We start from the raw sequence: 23,804 nt of genomic DNA, 5'->3' as shown, positions 1-23,804 counted from the left end.
GGTCATTGGTCATTGGTCATTGGTCATTGGTCATTGGTCATTGGTCATTGGTCATTGGTCATTGGTCATTGGTCATTGGTCATTGGTCATTGGTCATTGGTCATTGGTCATTGGTCATTGGTCATTGGTCATTGGTTATTGGTCATTGGTCATTGGTCATTGGTCATTGGTCATTGGTCATTGGTCATTGGTCATTGGTCATTGGTCATTGGTCATTGGTCATTGGTCATTGCTTTGACCTTACTAACAATCAATGATTAACGGTTATTGGTCAACTAACCCAGGGTAAATAACAATGAGCGTTCTAGAATTTCCTATTCCCTGTTCCCTGATGAAGGACAAAGGACAAATGACGTAGCTTGCTTCTCGATGAAAGCGAGTAGGACGAATGACAAAGGACGAACAACAACTTTAGCAATAGCGGACAGATTGTTCTAGGGGCAAAGGTTCCCCAGTTTCAGCATCGGTGTTGTGACAGGCAAACATCACCTTGGGGGGAAGTTTCTCAAATTCGAGATCATTCCCTGTCCCTTGCAGAACATAGCCCCGTAATTCTTTGATGGGTAACTGGGTAAATTCGTCAATATCCGGCGTAAACGAACGCAGGATCAACGAACCATGAGGTTGACACCCCCCCAAAAGTTTGGCGACAAAGAATTCCTTGATATCCAAATTCGTTCCATAGGTTACCTTATGTCCCTGACGATTAAGGTCAATGGCAAATGACTCTCCATCACTATTAAGGAACGTCGCGATCGCACTCGAGTTACAGTGCGACTCCAATTCGGCTAAAAACAACCTGACTCCTGATGATGCCATAGTAATTACTCCTCTAACGCGATACAATCGGTCGTTGCCCAACGGGCGTACACTGAGGTATGGGGTTCGGGTAGCTTGTTCATAGCATTATTCGGCAGCATAACCGTCAGGCGATCGCCGGTTAGGAGTTCCACGACCAAGTGAACGTGAGTTCCCAGATACATAACATGTTTGAGACGACCTTCAAAGCAATTCACGGTTGAGTTGGGTGGTGAAAGACTCAAGCGAATTTTCTCCGGACGCACGCTAACCACCATTTCCTTAGAGTTACTCATCCATTCTTTGGCGTCAGGGGATTGCACAACTATCTCTAAACCACTGGGCGTGATAATCTGTAGCGTAGAGGCATCGGCAGCGTGCAGGCGACCCTTAAACAGATTCGTATCACCGATAAAATCAGCCACAAAGGGGGTACGGGGACGTTCGTAGATTTCAGTGGGGTTGCCCACTTGTTCAATTTTTCCCGCCTCCATCACGGCAATCCGATCAGATAGGCTCAAGGCTTCTTCTTGGTCATGGGTCACCATAATAAACGTTAACCCCAACTCCTGATGCAAGTTGGATAGTTCCACCTGCATTTCTTTGCGAAGCTTAAAATCTAAAGCTCCCAAGGGTTCATCCAACAATAGAACAGTAGGACGATTCACCAAGGCTCGTGCTAATGCTACCCGTTGTTGTTGTCCGCCAGACAGTTGAGCCGGAAATCGATTGCTATAAGTTTCCATTTGCACCTGTTTGAGGGCTTGTTTGACTCGCTCCTCAATGTCTGTTCCCTTGAGCTTTTTCAGTCGCAACCCGAAGGCGACATTTTCTGCAACCGTCAGGTGATTGAATAGAGCGTAACTTTGAAATACTGTATTGACAGGTCGGCGGTGAGGAGGTATGTGATTCATGGGTTGCCCTTGAATCAAAACCTCACCTGCAGACGGAGACTCAAATCCTGCCACTAAGCGCAGGGTAGTCGTTTTACCGCAACCTGAGGGACCGAGAATACTAAAAAATTCTCCCCGTCGGATCTTCAAGTCAATTCCCCGAACCGCTGTCTCGCCATTGAAAACCTTGAAAACCTTGCGGAGTTCAACATCAAGCTCAGCCGTAGTATCCGGAGCGCGTTGGTCTTTAACGGAAGGTTGAAACATAATAATTCATTCACTAGCGCAAAGTCGCCCTGATTTAACCAATGAAACCCGATCCAATGTGAATTCGTTAATCCTTTTTTTTATACTTGGGTCTATTTTATCTGTCTACTAACCTGGCGGGGTGGCTTCAAAGAATTGACCCGCTAAAAATTTCACCGCTCCCAGACGTAGCCTTTTAGCTCTGGAACCAGAAGATTGTCTTCAGCATCAGGATAATACCAAATCCGCTTTTGTTACCCCCTTTATCTCTTGGGGACTTTTTCCTTGAGGCTATTTACCCTCTGTCCTCTGCCTTTTTTCGGTCAGGAACATCTACAGCGAATGCATTTGAGGAAAGGATGCGCTATTATTTCACCTTGATGCGACTGGGTTAACGACCTAGTTTGGCACAGATAAGCCACTTCTGTGAAAAAAGCGTCACAATCAACACTAGCTAGACTGAGTACAAACTACTAAAGAGAGTTGAGAAGCCGTTTACTATGACCGTGATTCAGCCCTATTCCGGAGGTCGCCAAACGACACCCCGTACCGTTGGACGCAATTACCAATCGGTCATTGTCATGCTGATTGTCAGTTTGTTCCTAGTCGGGGCAATGGGTTCTCGTCTGGCGTACTTACAGTTGGTTCAAGGAGAACGTAACCGACAACTGGCTGAAAATAACCGGATTCGGCTGATACCGAAGCAACCAGTGCGGGGCAATATTTTCGACCGTAAGGGCAAAGTGCTTGCCAGCTCTCGCTTGTCTCATTCAGTGTTCTTATGGCCCGTGGCACTGAAAAAAACCGAATGGCCCCAAACGCGCCAACGTTTGTCCCAACTGTTAACTATTCCCGAAGATGAGATTCAAAAACGAGTCGAACGGGCTGGCTTTGATTCACCCTCGCTGATCCGAATTGAACGGGGGCTTTCACCTGCCCAAATCACCGCTTTACAGGAGTATAGCCATCAACTGGACGGCATCGAGGTGGATATCGAAGCCGTTAGGGATTATCCCAATGGGGATTTAGCTGCTCACGTTTTGGGATATACCGGGGAACTGAATGATCGAGAACTCGCACAACGTCTCGACGACGGGTATCGCATGGGCGATGTAGCGGGAAAGATGGGAGTTGAAGAAGCCTTTGAACCAACCCTGCGGGGAGAATGGGGGGGTCAACAAGTTGAAGTTGATGGTGCAGGTCGAGTTCTGAGTATTCTGGGTGAGAAAGAGGCAAAATCAGGTAAAGACCTGCAAATTACCCTTGATTTAAAGACCCAGAAGGCAGCCGAAGCCGCATTGGGCAATCAAAAGGGTGCGATTGTCGCCCTTGATCCCAGAAATGGGGCAGTGTTAGCGATGGTTAGCCGCCCTACATTCGATCCCAATATTTTCTCCAGCCGGATTACTCCAGATATGTGGAAGCAATTGCAAGGGAAAGGCAATCCATTTGTCAATCGGGCGATGCGCGGATTTCCCCCGGCGAGTACGTTTAAGGTGGTGACCCAAACAGCGGGTATGGAGTCGGGGAAATTTGGACCAGGTACCGTTTTACCCACCTTTGCCGCCTTGAATGTTGGGGGTACAGCCTTTGGCGAATGGAACCGTGCCGGTTTTGGTCCGTTGGGATACCAGCAAGCTATGGCGTGGAGTAGTAATACGTTTCATGGTCAAATTGGCAAAGGGGTAGGTGGACCAACTCTGATTAAATGGGCAAGGAACTATGGATTTGGTCAACCCACGGGAATTGAGTTGTCTGAAGAAGCGGCGGGTTTGATTGCCGATGATACCTGGAAGCGGGAGCGCTTCAACTGGGAATGGACAGTTGGGGATACCGTGAATATGTCTATTGGTCAGGGATTTACGCAAGCGACACCCCTGCAAGTGGCAGTCATGTTTGCGGTTCCGGCGAATGGTGGCTATCGAGTTAAACCGCATTTACGTAAGGACAATGAGGCGTTAAGCAATTGGCGGGTGTCAATGGAAATGAAGCCTTCAACGATAGAGACACTACGTAAGGGATTACGAGCTGTGGTTGCTGGTGGTACGGGACAAGTGTTAAATGTGCCTCATCTACCGCCGATAGCTGGAAAGAGTGGTACAGCCGAAGCGCCACCTGGAAAGCCTCACGCTTGGTTTGGTGCCTTTGCGCCATTCGATAAACCCGAGATTGTCGTGGTCGCTTTTGCTGAACATTCCGGTGGTGGTGGCGGTTCTGTAGCTGCACCGATGGTTAAGCAGGTGTTGGAAGCTTACTTTGATGCCAAGTCCCCGGAGGAGAAGGAAAAGTAGGTCGGGTGTTGGGTGTCGGGGAGATGGGGGAGTTATCAGTTATCAGTTATCAGTTATCAGGAGCCGGGGGAGCTGGGGGAGATGAGGGAGATGGGGAAGTTGACCCAAAGTTCTACCTTACCTGTTCACTGTTCACTGTTCCCTGTTCCCTGTTCCCTGTTCCCCGTTCCCCGATCCTCAATCTAAGACAAATAACGTAATCATCTTCAGCCAATTGGCTGATGCTAGTTCCGGAAAAGCTATTGTATGATTACGTTAGATTTCCGCTGCTCCTATATGTCAAAAACATTGAGTGTGCACCCTAAATATATCCAAGCTGTCGAACAAGCTTGGAGATATAAGAGTAACGGACAAGAGCAAGAGCTAGCTGAACAGCTAGGTCGTTCGCTGCCTATTGTAATTAATAATCTTTTTCTCAAAGGTCAACCCGTTAATCGGCTAAATTTTCTGCAAATTTGTCAGCTATTAGGACTGGATTGGCGAGAAGTGGCTGGCTTGGAGGGACAAGAATCATCGCTCACCTCTGTATCTTCTGTAGCCTTCAATTCGGGTGAGAATCAAATTAGCTCTTATTTTTCCGTCGAAAAAGACACGGTCGATAAAGCGTTACAGGATTTGGTACGCACTCTTTGTGAAATGTTAGGTCGTATCACTCGTAAAGCAGGAGACTTGCTGAGTGCCGATCGCGCCAGTATCTTTTTAATCGATCAGCACAAGAAGGAAGTTGGTTCTTTAATCGCTGAGGATGGCAAAGGGGGTTCCTTAATCATTGATATCCCCATGAATAAGGGAATTGTTGGTTTAGCTGCCCGCTCGTCCAACATGATCAATATTCCCTTTGATGTCTACGACGACCCCCGTTCAGAACAAGCGAAGAAAACGGATCAAAAAACAGGGTACCGCACTTATACCATCCTGGCGTGGCCCCTGTTGAATCGCCAAAAAGAGGTTGTTGCTGTTGCCCAATTTATCAACAAGCTCAAACCTCATTCAAACCCTCACGAAGACTTATCGCAGCGAATTGACAAAAAGGGATTTACTTCAGAAGATGAATTCGTTTTTGCGAAATTTTCCCCATCAATTATGGGTATTTTAGGCAAATGTCAGCTCTGCCATCAACTGGCGCACAAACTTCAAGCGAAGCAACAAATTACCAGAGGTGGTGTTGTCTTGGGAGAAGAGGAGTTGATTGCTGAACTCAGGCAGCGAACGCAACAGCTACGGCAGGGCTTCGCCAAGCTAGTATAGCAGAAGTTCCCTGATCAACCAATTTAACTCGGTGGTGGAAAGAAGAGAACGGGATGCCAACTACGCCGCATTAATTCCCCAGCAAAGCTACGGATAGGCAATTCAATAATACTGCCGATTGTTTCAGAGGAAACCGCGATCGCGCTGATGTCAAACACTGTCGCCGCATCTAAAACTTCCCGATAAGGATTACCAACTCGGACTTCGGTCTTAACTTGCAAACCCAGCGCTTCTAAGTCCGCTTTAATCTGCTTCAGCTTTTCTTGTGCGACTTGGACTTGTTGTTCCTTGGAAACAGGTTTACGCCCCACTTCTTCAATCACCCACATTAACAAGCACTCAGAGAGTGAGTGATCCGGGCGCTTTTGAGCATAAGCTTTCACCTTTTGCAACAGATACTCCGACGCTTTACCGCCGTTATAAGGAATCAGAAAATAACGGAATAAATGTTGACAGCGCAGCTCGAGTTCTTCACAGGTATAAGTCGAAACCAGTTGGGGACGCAGGATCAGCAAAGGAGTGGTATAGTTCCTCGCTAATCCGGCTGTAGTGCTACCAAACAGCTTTTCTTGTAAAAAATTGCGGCTTTCCATCCCCGTCAGAATCACATCGGCTTCGTAACGTTTGGCAACTTTGGGTATATTATCCAAAGGACGCCCTGAGACAACTTCGATGTGAACCTCTACACCCTCTGGTATAGTTGTCAATCCAGCTTGCAGGCGATCGCGAGCGCGGGTAATTCCTTCCTCATCTATCCGGGGAATTTCCCCTTCCTCCCACAACGGTACGCTATGAAGAAAGATAATCCTTTGGATACCATTAGCCGCTAAACTGGGTACAAACTCAACCAACCGATACAAACCATCGGCAAAATCGGTGCAAATTAAGCAACGCTGAAACATAAGATAGGAAAATGTTTGTTTTATCACAGATCCCAGCGTCAAAGCAGGTTTGGCGTTGGGCTGCTTACGGATTCAAGCTTACCGCTTAGGGGATGTCTATGAGTGAAGTACCCCAACAAGATCCGCTGAAGTTGGGGCTTCCCAACCTTAGCAAAAATCAAGGACGGTTTTATTCGTCTTCGGGATTTCCCGTTTCATCCGCCGATGCCACGTTGGGTACTTTCAGCAAGTGAGAAAGTCCGGAACTGAATCCGGTGATGGTCTTACAAGGGCGTCAACAGGCAGCCGCCCGTCTTCCACAGGCAGTATATTTTGTTAGTGCGCTTGGTTTTCGCGTTTTGTGGTTAGAGTTCTAACCGAATAGAATATTCTTGCTTAATTGTACTAAATCATTGTTGAGCTAATCATTTCAGCCAGTTCGCTACACTCTCTTTTCACTGATGTGGCGTTGTGTGTTTTAGAGAATGAAGCCTTTGAGCCAATCAATCCAACGCTTGATGACGCATTACTTATAACTTATTCCATTCCGACCAAAGCCTTACTAGAGTTGACGCCCCAGCATCCCCAGCCCCTTTCCACCGTAGGAACCGAGCAAGAGACGGAGGTCGCCCACTACACAGGGACCACTGCTCGTACTTTTAACTGGGTTCTAGACCCCATTCATGTTTGAGAAACTCCTTGTACATATTTTCACGCATGATCATTTGCTCGTAAAGCTTAACCAGAAAGTCTTGAGCTTGCTCACGGCTCATTTTCTGCACCTGGGTTTCAAACGAGCGGATATTAAATTGTTGTTCTAGGGAAAGTTGCATGGGTTGGGACATGGTTATCTCCTTGAATGCTAGAAAAAATGGACGTTCAGATGACACAAGCCTGCATTTGGCAAGGGCTATGTTCTGCGAACGGGTCAACCGTTCCCAAGCTATATTAAAAACTGTAACAATTATTTGACAAATTGCCTATACCTCCCAATGTAGATTTCTCTTGAATCCAAAGATGGAGAACCGTTACAGTTACATAAAACGGACTCAAAGCTACCCACAAGTGGACAACTGTGCCGCTTACTTGCTTTACTTCCTGCTTCATCCTGACAGTGACGGCACTCAACACCTCGACGTCGCTCGGTGTTGACCCTGAGCGAAGTCGAAGGGTCAACCAGTCCACAGGCTCTCCCCCACCTAAATGGCGGCGTACTCCAAACGGAGGCGTTCGGAAAAGTTTCCGCTCTTGGATTGAGGCATTTGTATCAGCTTGTTCCTAGAGCAAACTGCTCAATGTGAACAGTTGCTTGAGTATATTTACGGAACATCAGCAAACTGTGACATCATTGCTATACCGGGTTTAAACGGCTCTAATTCTTACAGAGTTGCCAATTTTTATGAGTCACAGCGTCACTCCAGTTCCAAACCTTCGTCAGCAGAAGTATCAGTACCCGACTTGCGTTCCTGAAGCTGTAACAGAATTTCTGCATGAACTTCGCGAGTGATGGGATAGAAATATGCCAAAATTAATCCACAAAGTAAGAAAACGGTAGGCAATGGACCAACCACTAACCGAATCGCTAGCAACGCCGAAGCAGGTTGTTCTGGTATCGGTTGACCCGGTTCACTACTCAAAAACCCCGCAAAATCTAGCGCTTGTCCCACGAGAAACAACCCCAACGCTAATCCCATTTTTTGCAGGAGTACCATAAACGAATAGAATATTCCCTCGCGCCGTTGACCCGTATTTAGTTCATCTAATTCAATCACATCGGGTAACATTGACCAAGGGATGAGATAGGCAATGGCAATGCCAAACCCTGCCATGACAAAGAGGAGATACATTAAACCAACCTGATCCCGTGGTAAAAAAAATAATCCGCCTTGGGCGACAATCCAGGCACTCATTCCCATAAAATAAACTGCCCGTTTACCGACGCGCTGACTCACCCAGTTCCAGACAAAAAGCATCACTAAGGCTACACATTGAACCACTAACGCGGCGGTAAAATAGGACTCTTGACCCATCCAGTTAACCAAATAATAGGGAATAATCGCCGCTGTTAACTGAAAGGCTAACCAAGAAAACAGATAAATCCCGATGACATACAGAAAAGGACGATTGCTAAAGGCAATTTTTAGCTGTTCTAAAAAAGGGATTTCCGTTTCATTACTCTCCTCCACCGTTTGCTGCGATCGCCGTTCCCCCGCCGCCGTTGGATCTGTGGTTCCCCACACGCACCAATAGGTGGGTAAAACAGACAGAAGTGTACAGATGAGTCCTAATACTAGATATTGTGTTTGATCATTGGGAATAGCTTCAAAGATAAATTGACCCAAGGCTAAGGAGAGAATACTCCCACCAATGGAGAAGGCAAAGCGAAAACTATTCAAGCTGGTACGTTCGTTGTAATCTTGAGTCAGTTCTGGCGTCAATGCGGTATAGGGCAAATTGACACCTGTAAACGCCATGTTGAATAAAATACTGACAATCACGTAATACCAAAACAGCGCCAACTGATTGATAGGGGGTACAACCCATTGCAGGAAAAAGAACACACCAAAGGGAATACCTGATAGGATCATCCAGGTATGGCGTCGTCCCCAACGGAACCGAGTGCGATCGCTTAATAGTCCGACAATGGGATCATTAATCGCGTCCCAGATTTTGCCGATTAACAGCACCGTACTGGCTAACCCTGGACTTAATCCAGCTACATTGGTCAGGAAAATCAGTAAGGAGAAGGCTAATAGGGTAGCCGTAATCCCCGCCCCCATATCACCCGCCCCGTAAGCCATTTTCGTGGAAAGATTAAGTTTTTCAGGTTGGGCTGGTTTTGGTGGAACTGGAGAATCTGATGGAGCGGGATTACTCATTGCCGTTTTTTCTTGCTTAAACACGTAAATTTAACACAACTTATTCAGTTTGACGAATCATGAGTATTTTTCACTAACGTATTCCTCCATGTCATGGACGTACCAGTTACCCTATTTGTTCTACTAACTCAACGGTTTCAGCAGAGGACACCCGATCAAATTGAGTGGGCGATAGCTGTTAATTGATGTATGCGGATCACCTCTACAAGTGTCTTTCAGGTGTTTATTTTCTGGCGTCAACCCAACCTACAACCGATTCCACTATTTTAAATGCATGTAAAAAACCTCAGCGCCTTTGCAGAACTGATGTTCTTGTGGTCGCTGAGGGTCAACTGAAGGATGCGTTTGATATGTTTCTCAATACATAAATAATTTTATGCGATCAGGACATGTTGCCAATGTTGCCATTTCTTATTAATTCACGCCTCACCGTTCCTTATTTCTTCATAATTCATAATATTTTCCTGATAGCTTGCTTGAGTCTTGTATTACTTCTTTTCAGAACGGTAATATCTAAACGATTAGCTGATTCGGCCTGAAGCAAAGCATTCATCGCGTTGTAATACAAATCGGTGTCGTAAGCCATCAAGATTAAATCAACTCCAGCGTTGATGGCTTTTACCGTAGCCGCCTCCAACCCATCTTGACTGCTATAAACCGCATGCATACTAAAATCATCTGTAATCAGAATGCCATTATGCTGCCATTTGTCTCGAATAATGTCTGTAACAACTTGTTGAGAAAACGATACAGGATGGTCAGGATCAACGGCAATTAATTGAGCGTGTCCCAACATCGTAAAGGCGTTTGTTTTGCTCATAACTTCCCGAAATGGCATCCAGTCTGCTTGGGTTAATTCCGCTACCGACGTTTTCAATTGAGCATCCTCAAGATGGGTATCCGTATCCACTCGTCCCAATCCAGGGAAATGTTTAATGGTACAGGTTACGCCATAGTCAGCTAAGGTTTGGCAATACCATAATGCCACCTTAGCCACAATATCTTTATCGGCAGATATGGCTCTCAGATAAATTTTAGAATACTTATCTTCAGAACTGATAACCCCATAATTTAAATCCACGACTGGGGCAAAGTTTAAATTAATACCAATTTCCGACAATTCTTTGCCCTGAATACTAGCATAGCGGATAACGTCTTCTTTGGCACTATCGATATCTTTTTCAATAATTGATGATAAGGGAGGTAATTTAGTTAAAGGTGGAGATAATCGCGAGACAATACCACCTTCTTGATCCGTGGCGATCCACAATGGCGATAACCCCTGATTGGCGCGAATGGCTTGTAACGATTGGATTTCTTGCTGGATTTCGTCTGGGGTTTTATTCTGAATATTTCGTCTAGTGATAAAGACACCCGCGATCGCGCCTTTTTCAACCAGAATTTTCACCTCCTCAAGATTGCGATAACCCACGATAAAATGCTGACCCAGAGTTTCCAGTTGGCTGGCTTCTCGATTGAGAATCGCTTGTTTAGTCAACTGGAACTTAACTTCTGTCGTCACCGCCAAAGAAAAACTGAATGACGCGATCGCTAAAATCAAAACGCTGAGAATAACTTGTCTTTTGCTTGAATTTCTCGCCCAGCCTGCAATTTCCGAAACAATTAATCCTAAACTAAGGATAAAGACCAAACCAAATGCCTCACCTCTTAAACTTGCCAACCATGGCGTTCTAAAATAAACTGCCGGAAACACTAAACTGATAGCCAAAGCCAGTTTGACGAGTTTGATCAAAAGTTTAATAAACACAATCATTACTCATAGTTAAAGAAATAGGACATTTCATTAAAGTTAACGGTTGAGATTAGGCAACAGGCAACAGGCAACAGTAAGAGTTTGAAGCTTCTTAACGTTTCTTAGTACAGCGGACAGAATTTATGTCCAGGTACTTATCGCAAAAGGCAGAGGGCAGAGGGCAGAGGGCAGAAGGCAGAAGGGAAAAGATTGACTGGTCAAGGTTTCAGCATTTTGCTGTGTCCTAATCGCCTTGGCGACTGCTATATATCGTTTCCAGTTGTTTCTCAAATCCTATAAAATGTTAAATTTTTTACTCAAACTTCCTCTGCGAACCTCTGCGCTAACCTCTGCGTCCCTCTGCGTTAAAAACGGACTTAATCTGAATGGCACTTATAGTAGCGATGGGAATATTTTTAGCGCTCAAGCGCAACTACCAACCTCTATCATACGTCATACTTACCCGGAGACTCGGCAGCTTTCGGGGACTTAGAAGGTTTCACTTCGTAAGGTTGAGAAGGTAAGATTTCCAACTGTCGATGCTTCGGCTTTTCCACTTCCTTGGGTTTAGGTTTGGGTTTAGCTTTGCCTTTTCCACTGGAACCGCGTCGCCGTTGCGATGTTCCCTCTTCACTGGTATTTTCTGCAACAACTTCATACAATATCGCCAACTTATTCTGATCCGTTCCCTTGCGTAACACTCGCCCTAATCGCTGCACATATTCCCGTTCTGAACCTGTTCCCGATAAAATAATCGCCACTCGTGCATCAGGAACATCAACGCCTTCATTTAAAACATGGGAGGCGACTAAGATTTTATAGTCTCCCTCGCGAAATCGTTGGAGAATCTCGTGACGTTCTTTGACGGGAGTGTGGTGAGTAATCGCAGGAATCAGAAATTCTTGGGAAATCCGATAAACTGTGGCATTATCATTCGTGAAGACCAAGATCCGTTCCGGATAATGTTTCGCGACTAAATCGGCTAATACTCGTAATTTCCCTTCCGTTCCTAAAGCAATTTCCTTAGATTCCCGATGCGCTAACATAGCGCGACGCCCTTGTTGAGAACCCGCACTAGCTTGCACAAACCGTTGCCATCCGTTAATACTACCGAGGTAAATATTTGACTCTCTTAAAAAATTATTCCGCAGTTTCAGACAAGCATCGTAGCGATCGCGCTCTTGGTGTGATAGTTTTACTTTAATCTGCACCACCTTATGTTCCGCCAAGGCTAACCCAGCCAAGTCATCTGGGCTTTTGCGATAGACCTGTTGACCGATTAATCCATCTAAGTCATTATGACGCCCATCAGTACGCTCCGGGGTAGCGGTAAGTCCGAGTCGGTAAGGTGCGATCGCGTATTCAGCAATTGCCCGATAAAAGTCGGTGGGTAGGTGGTGACATTCGTCAAATATTAACAATCCGTATTGATTTCCCAGGGATTCGGCGTGAATTGTGGCGCTATCATAGGTGGCAATTAGGATTGGCGTGCGATCGCGCGAACCTCCGCCGAGTAATCCTACCTCCACATCCGGAAACGCAGCTTCTAGCTGGGCGTACCATTGATGCATTAAATCCAAGGTGGGTACAACAATTAACGTACTGCGAGGCGTCGATTGCATCGCCAGTTGAGCCAGATAGGTTTTTCCGGCGGCGGTAGGTAATACCACCACCCCGCGACGCCCTGCTAATTTCCAGGCTAATAAGGCTTCTTGTTGATGGGGATAGGGTTCCATCTCAAAGCTGCAAACCAACTCCAAAGGAATAAATTCCTTCGCATCATCAATAAAATCAACCTCAGAGGCTTGCAGCACTTCCACCAGGGGACGATAGTGCATCCCTGGAATCCGAAACTTTTCCACCCGATCATCCCACGTCGCATAATCCACCCACGCCTTACCCCGTGGGGGTGGATGAAGGAGTAGAGTTCCCCGGTCAAAAGTTAATTTTGGGGTACGCGCCATTCGTTTGTTCTGTATTAAGTCCCCTCCGTTATTGTATTGTGCCAGAGTCGAGGGCGCGATCAGCTATTTACATACTGTTTTAGACCTAAGGCAAAAGAGCGACAGTGGGGGTTAGAATGATTGAGGTTGTGCGATCGCGTCAAGTAAACTGTTTCTATGCATGCCCTTTCAGTTCCAACATGGATCATTCACGTCTCTAGCGTTATCGAATGGATTGCCGCTATCTGGTTAATCTGGAGTTATGGTGACATTACAGGCAATCGTTACTGGTGGGCATTATCTTGTGCCATGTTTCCTGCCTTAGTCGGTGCGATGTGTGCTTGTACCTGGCACTTTTTTGACAATCCTGAATCGTTGGATTGGTTAGTTACCCTGCAAGCCTCGATGACGGTATTAGGAAATGTTACCCTTTGTACCGCCGCTTGGTGGATTTGGCGCTGTTCGCGAAAAGCTGATCAGAGTGATAGCAGCGAATCGGAAAAATCTAAGACGCCTGTTGATGCTGTTTAGCTAAACTACCCGTTTAGTGATACGATAGATGACTTTATTTTTTGCAAAATCAATCCGATTCGGTGACAAACTAATAAGGGCGCACGTCTATGCGCCCCTATGTTCTGTGAATGTAATGTGATGATTTCTAAAGATACTTTATTTGCGGTTTCCTTATTCCCTTACTTGGGTTTTTTGTGGTTTATCACTCGTTCTGGACAAACTCCACGGTTAGCACTTATTGGATTTTATGCGCTATTGGTGTTTGTTGGCGTTACGATTCCGGCGGGAATTTATGCCAAGGTTGCGTTTGGGGAACAATTAGCCAATGTTGATTGGTTGCATGGGAGTGCTGAGTTTTTTCTCACCCTATCTAATATTTTGGTCGTTTTAGGTTTTCGCCAAGCGATTATTCAAAAGTCACGCTCCAGTCAGCCCTGAACTAAAGTCAGCCCTGAACTAAAGTTCGGGCTAAAAGCTAAAACCCGTTAAAACGGGTTCAAAGATTTACCGAGTCAGCTAAAGCTTACTTGAACTTTAGGCTGGAAGAAATGCATTTTCTGGCGTCCAAGTTCTTAATCACTAAGTAGGTGGACACAATTAAACTTAACGGTTGAGATCAGGGAACAGGGAACACCTCGGCTGCGCTCGGTGTGTCACAGGGAACAGTAAGGGTTTGAGGGCGATTTGTAAAACTTAATACAGTACCATTTTCTTTTGTCCGACTACTTATTGAGCCGCGAGATGGGTTTAATTGTTCCCTACACCCCACACCCCACACCCTACACCGCTTGTCGGGGATAACGCTTCATTAATGATCTCACTTCTCCAGCATGATAGGAACTGCGGGTGAGGGGAGAGGAGACAACTTGTAGAAAGCCGATAGATTCGCCAAACTCTCGCCACATATCAAACTGTTCTGGGGTGATAAAGTCAGTCACACCTAAGTGCTTTTGAGTAGGTTGAAGATATTGCCCAATGGTGAGAATATCACAATTGACGGCTCGCATATCTTGCATAACTTGGCGCACTTCGGCGTCAGTTTCGCCTAATCCCACCATGATGCCAGATTTGGTGTAAATCCAGGGGGCGAGTTCATGAGTGCGTTGAAGAAGTTCAAGCGATCGCGGATAATCTCCTTGAGGACGTACTCGTCTATAGAGTCGGGGGACGGTTTCGGTATTATGGTTGAGGACTTCGGGTTTAGCTTGGAGAATGGTTTCTAGGGCATCCCAATTGCCACACAAATCTGGAATTAATACCTCGATGGTGGTTTGAGGCGAGATAGCGCGAATCGCTTCAATGCAATGGACAAACTGAGAAGCACCCCCATCAGGTAAATCATCCCGATTCACCGAAGTAATTACCACATGCTGAAGTTTCAGTCGCCCTACCGCTTCCGCCAATCGGGTAGGTTCTGTAGGATCAAGGGGTTTGGGTTTCTTCTCGAAATCAATATCGCAGTAGGGACAGGCACGGGTACAGGCAGGTCCCATAATTAAAAAGGTAGCAGTGCCAGCATTGAAGCACTCACCGATATTGGGACAAGAGGCTTCCTCACAAACGGTATTCAGTGCCAAATCCCGTAAGATATCCTTAACGTTGCCCACACGCTGCCATTGCGGTGCTTTGACTCTTAACCATTCAGGTTTAACGACCACTCCTGAACATGCTCCCACGAAAGTACCAGTGTTAATCCTAGCAAGTCTGTGGTAGGATGGATGAGATATTACGGGATGTAGCGCAGCTTGGTAGCGCACCTCGTTCGGGACGAGGGGGTCGCAGGTTCAAATCCTGTCATCCCGATTTTGAGCTAATTAAGTGGTGAGTGGCGTCAGTCAGTTTAAGCCTGGAACTCAAGTTCCGGCTAAAAGCTAAAACCCGTTAAAACGGGTTGGAAGCCTTATTCACTGAGAGGTTCCCGGTTTTGAGCCATTTAAGTAAGTAGTGAGTGGCGTTGATTTAAGCCTGGAACTAAAGTTCCGGCTAAAAGCTGAAACCCGTTAAAACGGGTTGAAAGCCTTACTCACTGACAGGTTCCCGGTTTGGTGCTGACGCGATCGCTCTGAGATCTTAGCCCACAGAGAAATAAGGTATAATCTCGATTAGGCACAACACTATTCATAATAATCACACGTTTATCGGCTCTGGTAAATCTTTGAACCCGTTTTAACGGGTTTAAGCTTTGAGCTGGAAATTTATTTCCTAGCTCACCTCCTAGCTCACCTCCTAGCTCACCTATTTCCTAGCTCACTTCTGTAAAAATAATGTCCTTATGGCGCACCTACTACCATATCATTTGGGCAACAGAATCCCGTCAACCTCTGATTACTCCAGAGCGAGAATCTGAATTATACCGTTATATTATTGGCAAGGCTGATGGGATTGGTTGTATTCTCCATGGGATTGGCGGTATGGCGGATCATATTCATCTAGTGGTTTCAATTCCTCCAAAGTTATCCGTTGCCGATTTTGTCAAGACAATTAAAGGGAGTAGTGCGTATCATTTGAATCATCAGCCATCGGCTTCTTCTTTGGCGTTTAGTTGGCAGCACGGATATGGGGTGTTTACTTTGGGAGGTAAACAGTTGGAAGAGGCGAAGGCTTATGTGCTAAACCAGAAGACGCACCATTTAAATGGCACGGCAATTCCCGCGTTGGAACGGGATTTTGAGGTGAATAAGTGAGTGATTACTCCTGGAAATACGTTTCCTCAAAGCTAAGGCAAACGTTAAAACGGGTTGGTCGTTCTCGCCATAAGATTTAGCCAGAGGCGAAAGCCATTACAACAAGTTGGTCTTTCTCGCCACAAGATTTAGCCTGGAAATAAATTTCCGGCTCAAAGCTGAAACCCGTTAAAACGGGTTGGTAGAGAGAATGATTATGGAGGGTGCGATCGCGTGTTTTATACACCCCATTAATTTGATGACCATTAGGCAAGATATCGGGAATACTGATTTCAGTTTTTACCTAGAAATTTTGGCTAACTCATCTTTGACCCAATCCTTATTAAATATAGATTTATAAATTAAATTTTAGACCGTTAACTTACCATTGCGCTTAACCACTAAACCTGATAAGCATAATTCTTTTTGCTCAGGACTATCATCAGCTAATATTTCTCCTATTCGTAAAATTTGCTGATAATAGCGAAGTAATGATTCTGCACCAATCTTATTACTTTTGACTATGCGATCGCGAATGGTTCTCAGATGTTCAGGATGATCGTTTTCTTCCCAATTTTCAATGATTTGCGACCTGACTAAGTTTTTGATGTTCTGTGCTTCACTACCAGCAGGAATAGTATAGATAATCATTTGGGTAATCCGACAAAGCTTTTGAGTCAAAAAAGGGTGACCGTTTGTCCATTTCAGAATTTCTCTGAGGACAGATCGAGGCTTTTCTACTTTACCTTCTAATCCCCGTGTTAACGCCATCGCTTCGTCTAGGCTAAAACCACGTAATTCAATCGCTTGACCAATATTAAAAGGTGTTTTTGTCTTATCTTGAATCAAATCAGAGGGCGTGGCTACACCCAACAGCGCAAACGTCAAACGCTTGTACTCTGGATTCTGGTCACGTCTGTTATAGCAGTGGCAGATTAGGGCAAAAAGATCATCAGTCGGAAAACTTAAGCTCAGTAGACAATCAATTTCATCGATAAAAATAACAATGGGTTGAGGAATAATAGCTAACAAGACTTCCTCAATAAACTTACCTAAGCGTTGTACAGGCGATAAAGATTCATGCTCAGCCCACCACTGTCGCCAATTGAACCGAGACGCAAGTCGTAATTCACTGATTAAACGGTAAGCAATTCCCTTATACCATTGCTGTTCATTTGCCTGACGACCAATGCGAGTCAACTCAACCACCGCGCAGACAATTCCTTCAGCTTATCTATGTTCTCTCCTTTCACAGTTTCACTGAGAACCTCTGCCAATTTTCGCCCTGCTTCAGCAGGTTGCGTATACGCCAACGCCGTCCATTCCTGCGCCTCTCGTAAATCTTGCGTAGCCGGATCATATTCAGTAAGCTGCTGCGCTACATAATCAATCAAAAATGCACCCAATTCCTCCAATCTTTGCTGCCCAAACTGTTCTTTCAATTCTCTGAGTAACAGATTGCGAACCGGAATATCCATCTCATACATCTCATAGCCAACCTGCCGACATAAACGCGACAGCAGCACCCGCGCTACCGCCGCCCAAGGTGTTTCCGGGATGAAGGTTGCCCAAATTTGGTAGAGTAAGTCAGGGGTGAGAACTAGAGGAAATGCGGCGTGACAAGCTAGATTTAGATGGGCTTCCCCAAATTGTTTGGCAAATCCAACAATCCGCTCAACAGCGATTCGCTTTTCTCGTTCTTGGTTCGTTGTTGCCATGATTTTGATTGGGGATTGGGATTGGGAATTGAGACAGACGCAATACTGACTAATAGTATAAGTTAGCTTTAATAAGCATGATACCTTGAGTAATAGTGCGTTACGCTTCGCTCTCCTCACGATGGCGGACTGATACAGCTAAAATGGTGGAATAGATTTGATGGTTTTTTGGGCGCACGTCAGTGCGCCCCTACAGTTTTCGGACGTAATTCTAATCCCTCAAGTTAGGTGTGCCATGCCATTATAAAGTTGACATGCATCCTAATAATTCAACCCGTTTTAACGGGTTTCAGCTTTAGGTTCCGGAAATTTATTTCTCGGCTTGATTTAGGTTTAGCAGATTTGAATTTGAGGTTCCCAAAATTTATTTTCCGGCTTGATTTACCCATCATCTATACATTTTCTCCCCAACCCCGGATCGCCCGCGCAATACGCTAATCGCCGCATTCATCCCCTGACGACTCATTTCAAACATTGGCACAAAATGGGCAATTTCTGCCGCCGTTGTATATAACCAACTCTCATTTGGCATCGGGTTTAACCAAGCTGTATAACGCACCGACTGCTTTAACCGTTCCATCCAGTTTTGAGTCTGCTTCACCCGTTCAGCATCAAAATTTCCTCGTGCTGCACCCGCATCGCTGATAATCAAGACTACTGCCCGTTCCCCCACTTCTGTTAATACCTCATCCATTAATTGAGCATTCACCAAGGCGGGATGAGGATATAAATACTCATCAACATAATCATGAAAATAAAATACACGAGTTTGTCGCAACCGCCCCCCTCGTTGGGCTGTTTCAACTAACTGTCGCGACAGCCGATGAAACGGCACCATTGAACCTTCCTGATCAATCATTAACACCAAATCTGTGCGATTAATCCGACGCGGAATTAACACGGGTGTCAGTAAAATCCCTTGACGCCCCATCGTTTCCACTGTCGCTTTAATATCCAATTCTACGGGTATTCCTTCCCGTATCGGGCGACGCAAATAACGCCAGCTTTGCTTCATTTGTCGCTTGGTAACGGGGAAATATTCAGTTAGCAACATATAGCGGGGGCGTTTGAATTCTTTATCCGGTTTATAGCGACGCACCGCCTGAACCACCTGCACCGGTTCATCCATGTCTAGGGTTTTACGGGGAGATTCCTCTAACTCCTGATTTGGCTGATCGAGTTGAGAGGGTGGGGATGGAGAGACAGAAGCCTGGGATGCGCGATCGCTCTCTTCCCGTGAATTGGTTTGCAAACGCGCCCACATCTGCTCAAACAGCCGTCGAATCAGTTGACATTCCGCCTCAGATGTCGCCCACACCAGACAGCACAACTGTTCCAACTCCAGCCGACTCCCCACACCCAAACCAGCCTGGAGCGATCGCACCACCACCAAATACTCATCTACCCCCAACGGTAAACCATGGCGCTGGCGCAGGCTGTTAAAAATGTCTATCAATGGCAGTTCGTCATAATTCATAACGCCAATTTAAATTAAACATAAATTAAATCCATTATTGTATATTCAATTTACTCTACTTTTTATAGATTTCCTCTATAACTAACCCGTTAAAACGGGTTTTAGCTTTGGGTTCCGGAAATTGATTTCCCGGCTCTCTATTTCCCGGCTCTCTATTTATTAAATTTTATATTACTTCAAATACCGCAAATGATCCTCCCACTTCTTCAACAACACCTCAGGAAACAGCAAATCTCCCTCAAGCTGCTTTAACACCTCATCCTGGGGAAACTGCTGCAACACCGCCACCCAATCCAATAACTCACTTGTACTCACCTTTTTCCCCGACTTCCCCTTCACCATCTTCTCTCGCAATTCAGCAAATCGCTCTACCGCCGCCTCAACTAACGCTGGCGTCAATGCCGGAAAATGAGCGTTAATAATCTCAACTAACTGGTTTGACCCCGGAAACTCAATATAATGAAACAGACAACGACGCAAAAAAGCATCCGGTAAATCTTTTTCATCATTGCTGGTAATAAACACAATCGGCGGATAAACTGCCTTAACCTTCTCCCCCGTTTCCTCAATAACAAACGTCTGCTCGTCAAGTTCCCGCAACAAATCGTTAGGGAAATCGATATCCGCCTTATCAATTTCATCAATTAGCACCACGGTGCGCTGATGACTTTGAAACGCCCGTCCTAATGCCCCCATTTTGATATAATGCTCTAAATTCTCCACCTGAGACTGGCTTTTTTCACCCATCCGCACCAGTTGAGCATCGTGTAGACGACGCACCGCATCGTAGGTGTAAAGTCCATCTTGCGCCCGACTGGTTGACTTAACATACCACGGCTCATAAGGTAAGCCTAATTCATAAGCCACCGCCTCCGCTAATCGTGTCTTACCGCATCCCGGTTCCCCTTTCAACAACAACGGACGTTTTTCTATAAATATCGCTAAATTCACCGCATTAACCAGTTCTGGCGAGGGCAAATAAGGGGCTATTCCTGTTTTTTTCCAGGCTTCCTCAGAGATGGGCTTACCTGTGTAATAGGGCTTACCTTTCGCCGCAAGTGGGTGGCTTAAATTAACCATTTTGCCAATACTCCTTCCCAACTAAGCCCACAATGCCTACATATTTCTTCATAAACATAGTGAGGAACACCGTTATTAGAACGTTCTAACAAAACTTTGGCAGTCAATCCAGTCGGTATTTGAAGTTGGCTCGACATACTCAGATTGTCTATCCACTCATCCAGGGCTTCTCGTGGAAATAGACTCGCTGGTGGTAAGCGAAAGGGATATTCCGGTTGCTCAAAGTTCTCAGCTAACCTAACATTCGACGATTGACCAACACTGCCACAATTATCCACCAGAAACATCAACAAATGCTTATCGCCCTGGGGTAAACTTTTCTTGGCTCTTGTCACCAACGGTTCCCAGAACTCCTGTAGCCATTCAGAAAGCATACCTGGCGGCATATAATCCACCGTATAGAAGACAAAAATAACATCCTGAGTTTGCCAGCGATCGCAAACTCGATCCATAATCTCCGTAGGTGTCGCTTCTCTGGCTAATTGGAGACAAGCAGTAAGTTCTCGCCACAAGTTTGGGATACTCTTACCCACACCACTAGAGCTGACATCAATTTTAATCGGAGATTGATTCTGCCGCCCTGGGATCAACCGCAACAGTCGATTCAGCAAAAATTGCTGTCCATAGCAAGGCTCACCATGAACCAGAAAGCCTGCGGTGCGCTGAAGTTCAATCACCTGTTTAAATCGCTGAGACTGTTCCTTAAAGTCAATCTCAAGAATGCGATCAAACAGAACCGGAAACCTGTGCTGAGGTGGCGGTTCTACCGGATTAGACGGGGATTGAAGATCAGAAAGTCCCCCATACCCCAGCAACCGTTCTTCTAGGGAAGAAAGTCGCTCAGACGAGTCTGACGGTTCATTCTCCTCAATCTCAAAATCAGCGATTTTTTCCAGATTTAGCCCTAATTTTTGGCAAATTTCCTCGAAGTAGGAGTAACTGATGAACTTGCCATTGACAAATTTACTAATCGTGTCTCGGTTCATCCCCAACTCCTCAGCCAAACGTTGCTGAGTGTGACAGCGACGTTTATAAGCTTGCTTAACCTCCCGGATGTACTGTGGAGCCACTCTAACCGACATCGCTCATATTTGACCCGTAGCTTTCCTCATGTCGATTTTTTGTCGGACTTTTGTCGGAACGACACTGATTCCGACAGTCGCCGAGTTTGATGAAAATGTCGAACCCACCAGAAAACCACTCATGCAAAACGTAGAAGCCATGAAAATCATCCTGGAAATCATTGTAATCTTTCTCACATTTCCAGAATATGTCCCACTTCTCGCCCTCGTCGTGGTTGTGGGGACATTCTACTCCCTGTTTAATAGGGAGGACAAGGGAGACAAGTAATACCGAGTCGCGCTCTTTCCGTAGTAGATAGGAAGAGCAGGAGGATCTAAAAAGGGGGAGTTTCGCTTAGTCTAACAAGCTGTCATGTATTTAAATTGGATATTAGTAGCGAGCAAGATGCAAAGCCTGCGGCATGGCTTCGCTAAACGCACTACAAGGATTTCGTCATTATTGACATTAAGAGCCTTAAATGAACGATGCTTTTATTCCAAGAATCCATCGAGTCCTTCCGCCATTAACTGGAGTTGTGAAGCCTTCAACTCCACTAACTCTGTTTCTTTCGCCTGGAGTTCTTGCTCTAAAACAGACATCTGCTGTGCAGTTATCGCCGCCTGATGAGCCGACTGTCGCCAACCCCTAACCGCAACATATCCCACAGAGGCTCCTAAACTGAGCAAGGTTGCCAAACCCAGGTAAGGAGCGGCTATATCTTTAACTTTACCGGAAAATATCGGTTCATTTTCCGAGGAAATTTGTATCGGCGAAGATCCCACAAATAGAAGGGGAGAAGTTAAAATGAAGAAGGTAGAACCCAAAATCATAACCGGGGTCAAGAAAAACTTTTTCACAATTGAAGGGGGAGTCATAATTCACCAGGTTTGAGAGGATCAATTCAATGAAAGTATCAGAATCGTTTGCTAGTTAACAAACGCATTGACCTTGGGCATCACATGATTTTTCCGTAACTACATCCTCTGACAAAGCGTTACTAATTTATGTTCCAGGATGCTCTAAATCGAGTGTCGCTTCCTGAAAATTAAGCTTTAAAATGCTTGCATTGCCCGCGTTTAAACAATGCGTAAATAGTCACTTTATTTGGGCTGTGCTTTAATCAGTTAATTAAGGATTTATCCTCTTTTGACGGAATACCAGTTTCTGATAGGGTGGGCATTCTGAGAGTGAAAACTAAACAAAACTCTATTGATTTTTGTAGAGGAAAATCAGCGATCGCTGAAAGCGCAATGATTAGGTATTGTCATAAAACTTAAATGGGCGATACTGGACTCGAACCAGTGACCCCTTCCGTGTGAAGGAAGTGCGCTACCACTGTGCTAATCGCCCCTAACCCATTAAATTAACATAGCGCCGCCTGAAACTACAACTCACACCATTAAATATCTTGGGGATATTCCTTCCACAATGAAGTCGTGTGATGTAGACTCCGGTGATTGCCATTTCCCAAAATCAGGTGATCCACTAAAGGTGTTTCGATTAGCAGTGCCCCCTGCAAAAGCCGTGTGGTCAAATCAATGTCATCCTCAGAAGGTTCAACACTACCCGTTGGATGACTATGCCCCACAATAAACCGCGTCGCCCCATGGCGCAAAACAGCTTGTAAAATCTCGCGAGGACATGCTAATGTCTGTGTTGCTGTACCAACGGAGATGAGTTTAATCCCCAATAAGTGATTTTTCACATCCAACAGCAACACAGCAAAACGTTCCTGAGTTTGCCACATTAACTCATGACTGAAAGCCGCCGCCGCCGCCATGGGACTATCAATTATAGTACCTTCTGTAGGGCGAGACTGAAAGGCGCGTTTCCCCAGTTCAATGGCGGCTAGCATCGTGGCGGCTTTGGCGGGTCCAACGCCATGAATACGCATCAACTCTTGGGGTGAGATATCTCGCAATACCGCCATGGGATCGCGTTCATCTTGACTCAATTGCTGCAAAATATATTGTCCCAAACCGACTGCTGAAAGTTTACCTTTCCCCTGACCTGTGGCAAGTAAAATGGCAATTAGTTCCGCTGTCGCCAAGTTTTTGGCACCGATCGCCATTAATCGTTCGCGTGGACGTTCGCTAGCAGGAATATCGGTAATTCTAAGGCTATAGGTCATAATGCTACCCCATCACTCCGGGACAAGCCGGTCATTAACTAGGTGGACATAATTAACGTGAACGGTGAAGAACTCGCTCCCTTGAGAAGCAAGCTACGTCATTTGTCATTTGTCATTTGTCATTCGTCATTTGTCATTCGTCATTTGTCATACTCGCTTCCTTGAGAAGCAAGCTACGTCATTTGTAAGGGTTTGAGGCTTGTTGACAAAACTTAGTGGACGTGCTGT

General features: G+C 45.6%; 23 protein-coding genes, 2 tRNA genes and 1 pseudogene. 9 read left to right on the top strand and 17 right to left on the bottom strand.

The window, feature by feature from the left end; all coding sequences use genetic code 11:
- A pseudogene (locus RID53_RS33500) lies at nucleotides 1–261 on the top strand (hypothetical protein); the annotation flags it as partial.
- 150 nt (nucleotides 262–411) lie between these two features.
- Here the strand turns inward: RID53_RS33500 and RID53_RS33495 are convergent.
- Nucleotides 412–819, bottom strand: coding sequence for a hypothetical protein (locus RID53_RS33495; RefSeq protein WP_446392203.1), 408 nt, complete (start codon nucleotides 817–819; stop codon nucleotides 412–414).
- Between the two features lie 5 nt (nucleotides 820–824).
- Complete coding sequence (locus RID53_RS33490; protein WP_446392202.1) at nucleotides 825–1,958, bottom strand: ABC transporter ATP-binding protein; 1,134 nt, start codon at nucleotides 1,956–1,958, stop codon at nucleotides 825–827.
- Nucleotides 1,959–2,437: 479 nt separating this feature from the next.
- On the opposite strand from RID53_RS33490, the gene mrdA reads away from it, so the two are divergent.
- Together mrdA and RID53_RS33480 are read left to right on the top strand one after the other, a co-directional pair.
- Nucleotides 2,438–4,228 carry a penicillin-binding protein 2 gene (gene mrdA / locus RID53_RS33485; RefSeq protein WP_446392201.1) on the top strand — a complete coding sequence of 597 codons (1,791 nt, stop codon included), beginning with the start codon at nucleotides 2,438–2,440 and terminating at the stop codon, nucleotides 4,226–4,228.
- A 294-nt stretch (nucleotides 4,229–4,522) separates the two neighbouring features.
- Complete coding sequence (locus tag RID53_RS33480) at nucleotides 4,523–5,476, top strand: GAF domain-containing protein (RefSeq protein WP_446392206.1); 954 nt, start codon at nucleotides 4,523–4,525, stop codon at nucleotides 5,474–5,476.
- 23 nt (nucleotides 5,477–5,499) lie between these two features.
- Here the strand turns inward: RID53_RS33480 and RID53_RS33475 are convergent, their stop codons facing one another.
- A complete protein-coding gene (locus RID53_RS33475) occupies nucleotides 5,500–6,378 on the bottom strand; it encodes a universal stress protein (protein ID WP_446392200.1) in 879 nt (292 codons plus the stop codon).
- Nucleotides 6,379–6,476: 98 nt separating this feature from the next.
- On the opposite strand from RID53_RS33475, the gene RID53_RS33470 reads away from it, so the two are divergent.
- On the top strand, nucleotides 6,477–6,611 hold the full coding sequence (locus tag RID53_RS33470; RefSeq protein WP_446392199.1) for a hypothetical protein: 135 nt from the start codon (nucleotides 6,477–6,479) through the stop codon (nucleotides 6,609–6,611).
- A gap of 405 nt (nucleotides 6,612–7,016) precedes the next feature.
- Here the strand turns inward: RID53_RS33470 and RID53_RS33465 are convergent, their stop codons facing one another.
- The 4 genes from RID53_RS33465 to RID53_RS33450 form a co-directional block, all read right to left on the bottom strand.
- A complete protein-coding gene (locus RID53_RS33465; protein ID WP_006101159.1) occupies nucleotides 7,017–7,202 on the bottom strand; it encodes an NblA/ycf18 family protein in 186 nt (61 codons plus the stop codon).
- Between the two features lie 567 nt (nucleotides 7,203–7,769).
- Nucleotides 7,770–9,236 (bottom strand): MFS transporter, encoded by a 1,467-nt coding sequence (locus RID53_RS33460; RefSeq protein WP_446392198.1) that lies wholly within the window; start codon nucleotides 9,234–9,236, stop codon nucleotides 7,770–7,772.
- A gap of 451 nt (nucleotides 9,237–9,687) precedes the next feature.
- Nucleotides 9,688–11,010, bottom strand: a complete 1,323-nt coding sequence (locus tag RID53_RS33455; RefSeq protein WP_446392197.1) for a glycoside hydrolase family 3 N-terminal domain-containing protein — start codon at nucleotides 11,008–11,010, stop codon at nucleotides 9,688–9,690.
- 425 nt (nucleotides 11,011–11,435) lie between these two features.
- The gene (locus tag RID53_RS33450) at nucleotides 11,436–12,953 is read right to left on the bottom strand and encodes a DEAD/DEAH box helicase family protein (protein WP_446392196.1); all 1,518 of its coding nucleotides are present in this window, start codon (nucleotides 12,951–12,953) and stop codon (nucleotides 11,436–11,438) included.
- Between the two features lie 156 nt (nucleotides 12,954–13,109).
- Between RID53_RS33450 and RID53_RS33445 the strand changes: the two genes are divergently transcribed.
- Nucleotides 13,110–13,463, top strand: coding sequence for a DUF2499 domain-containing protein (locus RID53_RS33445; protein ID WP_446392195.1), 354 nt, complete (start codon nucleotides 13,110–13,112; stop codon nucleotides 13,461–13,463).
- A gap of 120 nt (nucleotides 13,464–13,583) precedes the next feature.
- Nucleotides 13,584–13,883: a DUF3593 domain-containing protein gene (locus RID53_RS33440; RefSeq protein ID WP_446392194.1), complete on the top strand. Its 300-nt coding sequence runs from the start codon at nucleotides 13,584–13,586 to the stop codon at nucleotides 13,881–13,883.
- Nucleotides 13,884–14,224: 341 nt separating this feature from the next.
- Here the strand turns inward: RID53_RS33440 and lipA are convergent, their stop codons facing one another.
- On the bottom strand, nucleotides 14,225–15,103 hold the full coding sequence (gene lipA, locus RID53_RS33435) for a lipoyl synthase (protein WP_446392193.1): 879 nt from the start codon (nucleotides 15,101–15,103) through the stop codon (nucleotides 14,225–14,227).
- A 71-nt stretch (nucleotides 15,104–15,174) separates the two neighbouring features.
- Between lipA and RID53_RS33430 the strand changes: the two genes are divergently transcribed.
- Nucleotides 15,175–15,248, top strand: a tRNA-Pro gene (locus RID53_RS33430).
- Nucleotides 15,249–15,709: 461 nt separating this feature from the next.
- Nucleotides 15,710–16,129 carry an IS200/IS605 family transposase gene (tnpA, locus tag RID53_RS33425; RefSeq protein WP_446392192.1) on the top strand — a complete coding sequence of 140 codons (420 nt, stop codon included), beginning with the start codon at nucleotides 15,710–15,712 and terminating at the stop codon, nucleotides 16,127–16,129.
- A gap of 76 nt (nucleotides 16,130–16,205) precedes the next feature.
- Here tnpA and RID53_RS33420 read toward each other — a convergent pair whose 3' ends face one another.
- The 6 genes from RID53_RS33420 to RID53_RS33395 all read right to left on the bottom strand — a co-directional run bounded on the left by RID53_RS33420 (nucleotide 16,206) and on the right by RID53_RS33395 (nucleotide 21,465).
- The gene (locus RID53_RS33420; protein ID WP_446392191.1) at nucleotides 16,206–16,382 is read right to left on the bottom strand and encodes a hypothetical protein; all 177 of its coding nucleotides are present in this window, start codon (nucleotides 16,380–16,382) and stop codon (nucleotides 16,206–16,208) included.
- A gap of 95 nt (nucleotides 16,383–16,477) precedes the next feature.
- Complete coding sequence (locus RID53_RS33415; RefSeq protein WP_446392190.1) at nucleotides 16,478–17,317, bottom strand: AAA-like domain-containing protein; 840 nt, start codon at nucleotides 17,315–17,317, stop codon at nucleotides 16,478–16,480.
- On the bottom strand, nucleotides 17,305–17,826 hold the full coding sequence (locus tag RID53_RS33410; protein ID WP_446392189.1) for a hypothetical protein: 522 nt from the start codon (nucleotides 17,824–17,826) through the stop codon (nucleotides 17,305–17,307). Before RID53_RS33410 ends, RID53_RS33415 begins: the two co-directional genes overlap by 13 nt.
- A 388-nt stretch (nucleotides 17,827–18,214) precedes the next feature.
- The gene (locus RID53_RS33405) at nucleotides 18,215–19,303 is read right to left on the bottom strand and encodes a VWA domain-containing protein (protein WP_446392188.1); all 1,089 of its coding nucleotides are present in this window, start codon (nucleotides 19,301–19,303) and stop codon (nucleotides 18,215–18,217) included.
- 171 nt (nucleotides 19,304–19,474) lie between these two features.
- The gene (locus tag RID53_RS33400) at nucleotides 19,475–20,383 is read right to left on the bottom strand and encodes an AAA family ATPase (protein WP_446392187.1); all 909 of its coding nucleotides are present in this window, start codon (nucleotides 20,381–20,383) and stop codon (nucleotides 19,475–19,477) included.
- The gene (locus RID53_RS33395) at nucleotides 20,371–21,465 is read right to left on the bottom strand and encodes a helix-turn-helix domain-containing protein (RefSeq protein WP_446392186.1); all 1,095 of its coding nucleotides are present in this window, start codon (nucleotides 21,463–21,465) and stop codon (nucleotides 20,371–20,373) included. The genes RID53_RS33400 and RID53_RS33395 overlap by 13 nt, the downstream gene beginning before the upstream one ends.
- Nucleotides 21,466–21,493: 28 nt before the next feature.
- Here RID53_RS33395 and RID53_RS33390 point away from each other — a divergent pair, with 28 nt between their 5' ends.
- Nucleotides 21,494–21,733, top strand: coding sequence for a hypothetical protein (locus RID53_RS33390; protein WP_446392185.1), 240 nt, complete (start codon nucleotides 21,494–21,496; stop codon nucleotides 21,731–21,733).
- 203 nt (nucleotides 21,734–21,936) lie between these two features.
- On the opposite strand, the gene RID53_RS33385 is transcribed toward RID53_RS33390, so the two are convergent.
- From RID53_RS33385 to radC, 3 genes are all read right to left on the bottom strand, one after another.
- Complete coding sequence (locus RID53_RS33385; protein WP_446392184.1) at nucleotides 21,937–22,320, bottom strand: hypothetical protein; 384 nt, start codon at nucleotides 22,318–22,320, stop codon at nucleotides 21,937–21,939.
- Nucleotides 22,321–22,723: 403 nt separating this feature from the next.
- Nucleotides 22,724–22,795 (bottom strand) — tRNA-Val (locus RID53_RS33380).
- A gap of 49 nt (nucleotides 22,796–22,844) precedes the next feature.
- The gene (radC, locus tag RID53_RS33375) at nucleotides 22,845–23,576 is read right to left on the bottom strand and encodes a RadC family protein (protein WP_446392183.1); all 732 of its coding nucleotides are present in this window, start codon (nucleotides 23,574–23,576) and stop codon (nucleotides 22,845–22,847) included.
- Between the last annotated feature and the right edge of the window lie 228 nt (nucleotides 23,577–23,804).

The sequence above is a fragment of the Coleofasciculus sp. B1-GNL1-01 genome, from assembly GCF_040220235.1.
GTDB lineage: Bacteria > Cyanobacteriota > Cyanobacteriia > Cyanobacteriales > Coleofasciculaceae > Coleofasciculus.
This window is presented reverse-complemented; position numbering and strand designations above follow the sequence as displayed.

What these genes read in the sequence shown, in the direction of transcription:
- RID53_RS33495 (WP_446392203.1), bottom strand. Translation starts at nt 819, where the DNA reads ATGGCATCATCAGGAGTCAGGTTGTTTTTAGCCGAATTGGAGTCGCAC.
- RID53_RS33490 (WP_446392202.1), bottom strand. Translation starts at nt 1,958, where the DNA reads ATGTTTCAACCTTCCGTTAAAGACCAACGCGCTCCGGATACTACGGCT.
- mrdA (WP_446392201.1), top strand. Translation starts at nt 2,438, where the DNA reads ATGACCGTGATTCAGCCCTATTCCGGAGGTCGCCAAACGACACCCCGT.
- RID53_RS33475 (WP_446392200.1), bottom strand. Translation starts at nt 6,378, where the DNA reads ATGTTTCAGCGTTGCTTAATTTGCACCGATTTTGCCGATGGTTTGTAT.
- RID53_RS33470 (WP_446392199.1), top strand. Translation starts at nt 6,477, where the DNA reads ATGAGTGAAGTACCCCAACAAGATCCGCTGAAGTTGGGGCTTCCCAAC.
- RID53_RS33465 (WP_006101159.1), bottom strand. Translation starts at nt 7,202, where the DNA reads ATGTCCCAACCCATGCAACTTTCCCTAGAACAACAATTTAATATCCGC.
- RID53_RS33460 (WP_446392198.1), bottom strand. Translation starts at nt 9,236, where the DNA reads ATGAGTAATCCCGCTCCATCAGATTCTCCAGTTCCACCAAAACCAGCC.
- RID53_RS33455 (WP_446392197.1), bottom strand. Translation starts at nt 11,010, where the DNA reads ATGATTGTGTTTATTAAACTTTTGATCAAACTCGTCAAACTGGCTTTG.
- RID53_RS33450 (WP_446392196.1), bottom strand. Translation starts at nt 12,953, where the DNA reads ATGGCGCGTACCCCAAAATTAACTTTTGACCGGGGAACTCTACTCCTT.
- RID53_RS33445 (WP_446392195.1), top strand. Translation starts at nt 13,110, where the DNA reads ATGCATGCCCTTTCAGTTCCAACATGGATCATTCACGTCTCTAGCGTT.
- RID53_RS33440 (WP_446392194.1), top strand. Translation starts at nt 13,584, where the DNA reads ATGATTTCTAAAGATACTTTATTTGCGGTTTCCTTATTCCCTTACTTG.
- tnpA (WP_446392192.1), top strand. Translation starts at nt 15,710, where the DNA reads ATGTCCTTATGGCGCACCTACTACCATATCATTTGGGCAACAGAATCC.
- RID53_RS33410 (WP_446392189.1), bottom strand. Translation starts at nt 17,826, where the DNA reads ATGGCAACAACGAACCAAGAACGAGAAAAGCGAATCGCTGTTGAGCGG.
- RID53_RS33405 (WP_446392188.1), bottom strand. Translation starts at nt 19,303, where the DNA reads ATGAATTATGACGAACTGCCATTGATAGACATTTTTAACAGCCTGCGC.
- RID53_RS33400 (WP_446392187.1), bottom strand. Translation starts at nt 20,383, where the DNA reads ATGGTTAATTTAAGCCACCCACTTGCGGCGAAAGGTAAGCCCTATTAC.
- RID53_RS33395 (WP_446392186.1), bottom strand. Translation starts at nt 21,465, where the DNA reads ATGTCGGTTAGAGTGGCTCCACAGTACATCCGGGAGGTTAAGCAAGCT.
- RID53_RS33390 (WP_446392185.1), top strand. Translation starts at nt 21,494, where the DNA reads ATGTCGATTTTTTGTCGGACTTTTGTCGGAACGACACTGATTCCGACA.
- RID53_RS33385 (WP_446392184.1), bottom strand. Translation starts at nt 22,320, where the DNA reads ATGACTCCCCCTTCAATTGTGAAAAAGTTTTTCTTGACCCCGGTTATG.
- radC (WP_446392183.1), bottom strand. Translation starts at nt 23,576, where the DNA reads ATGACCTATAGCCTTAGAATTACCGATATTCCTGCTAGCGAACGTCCA.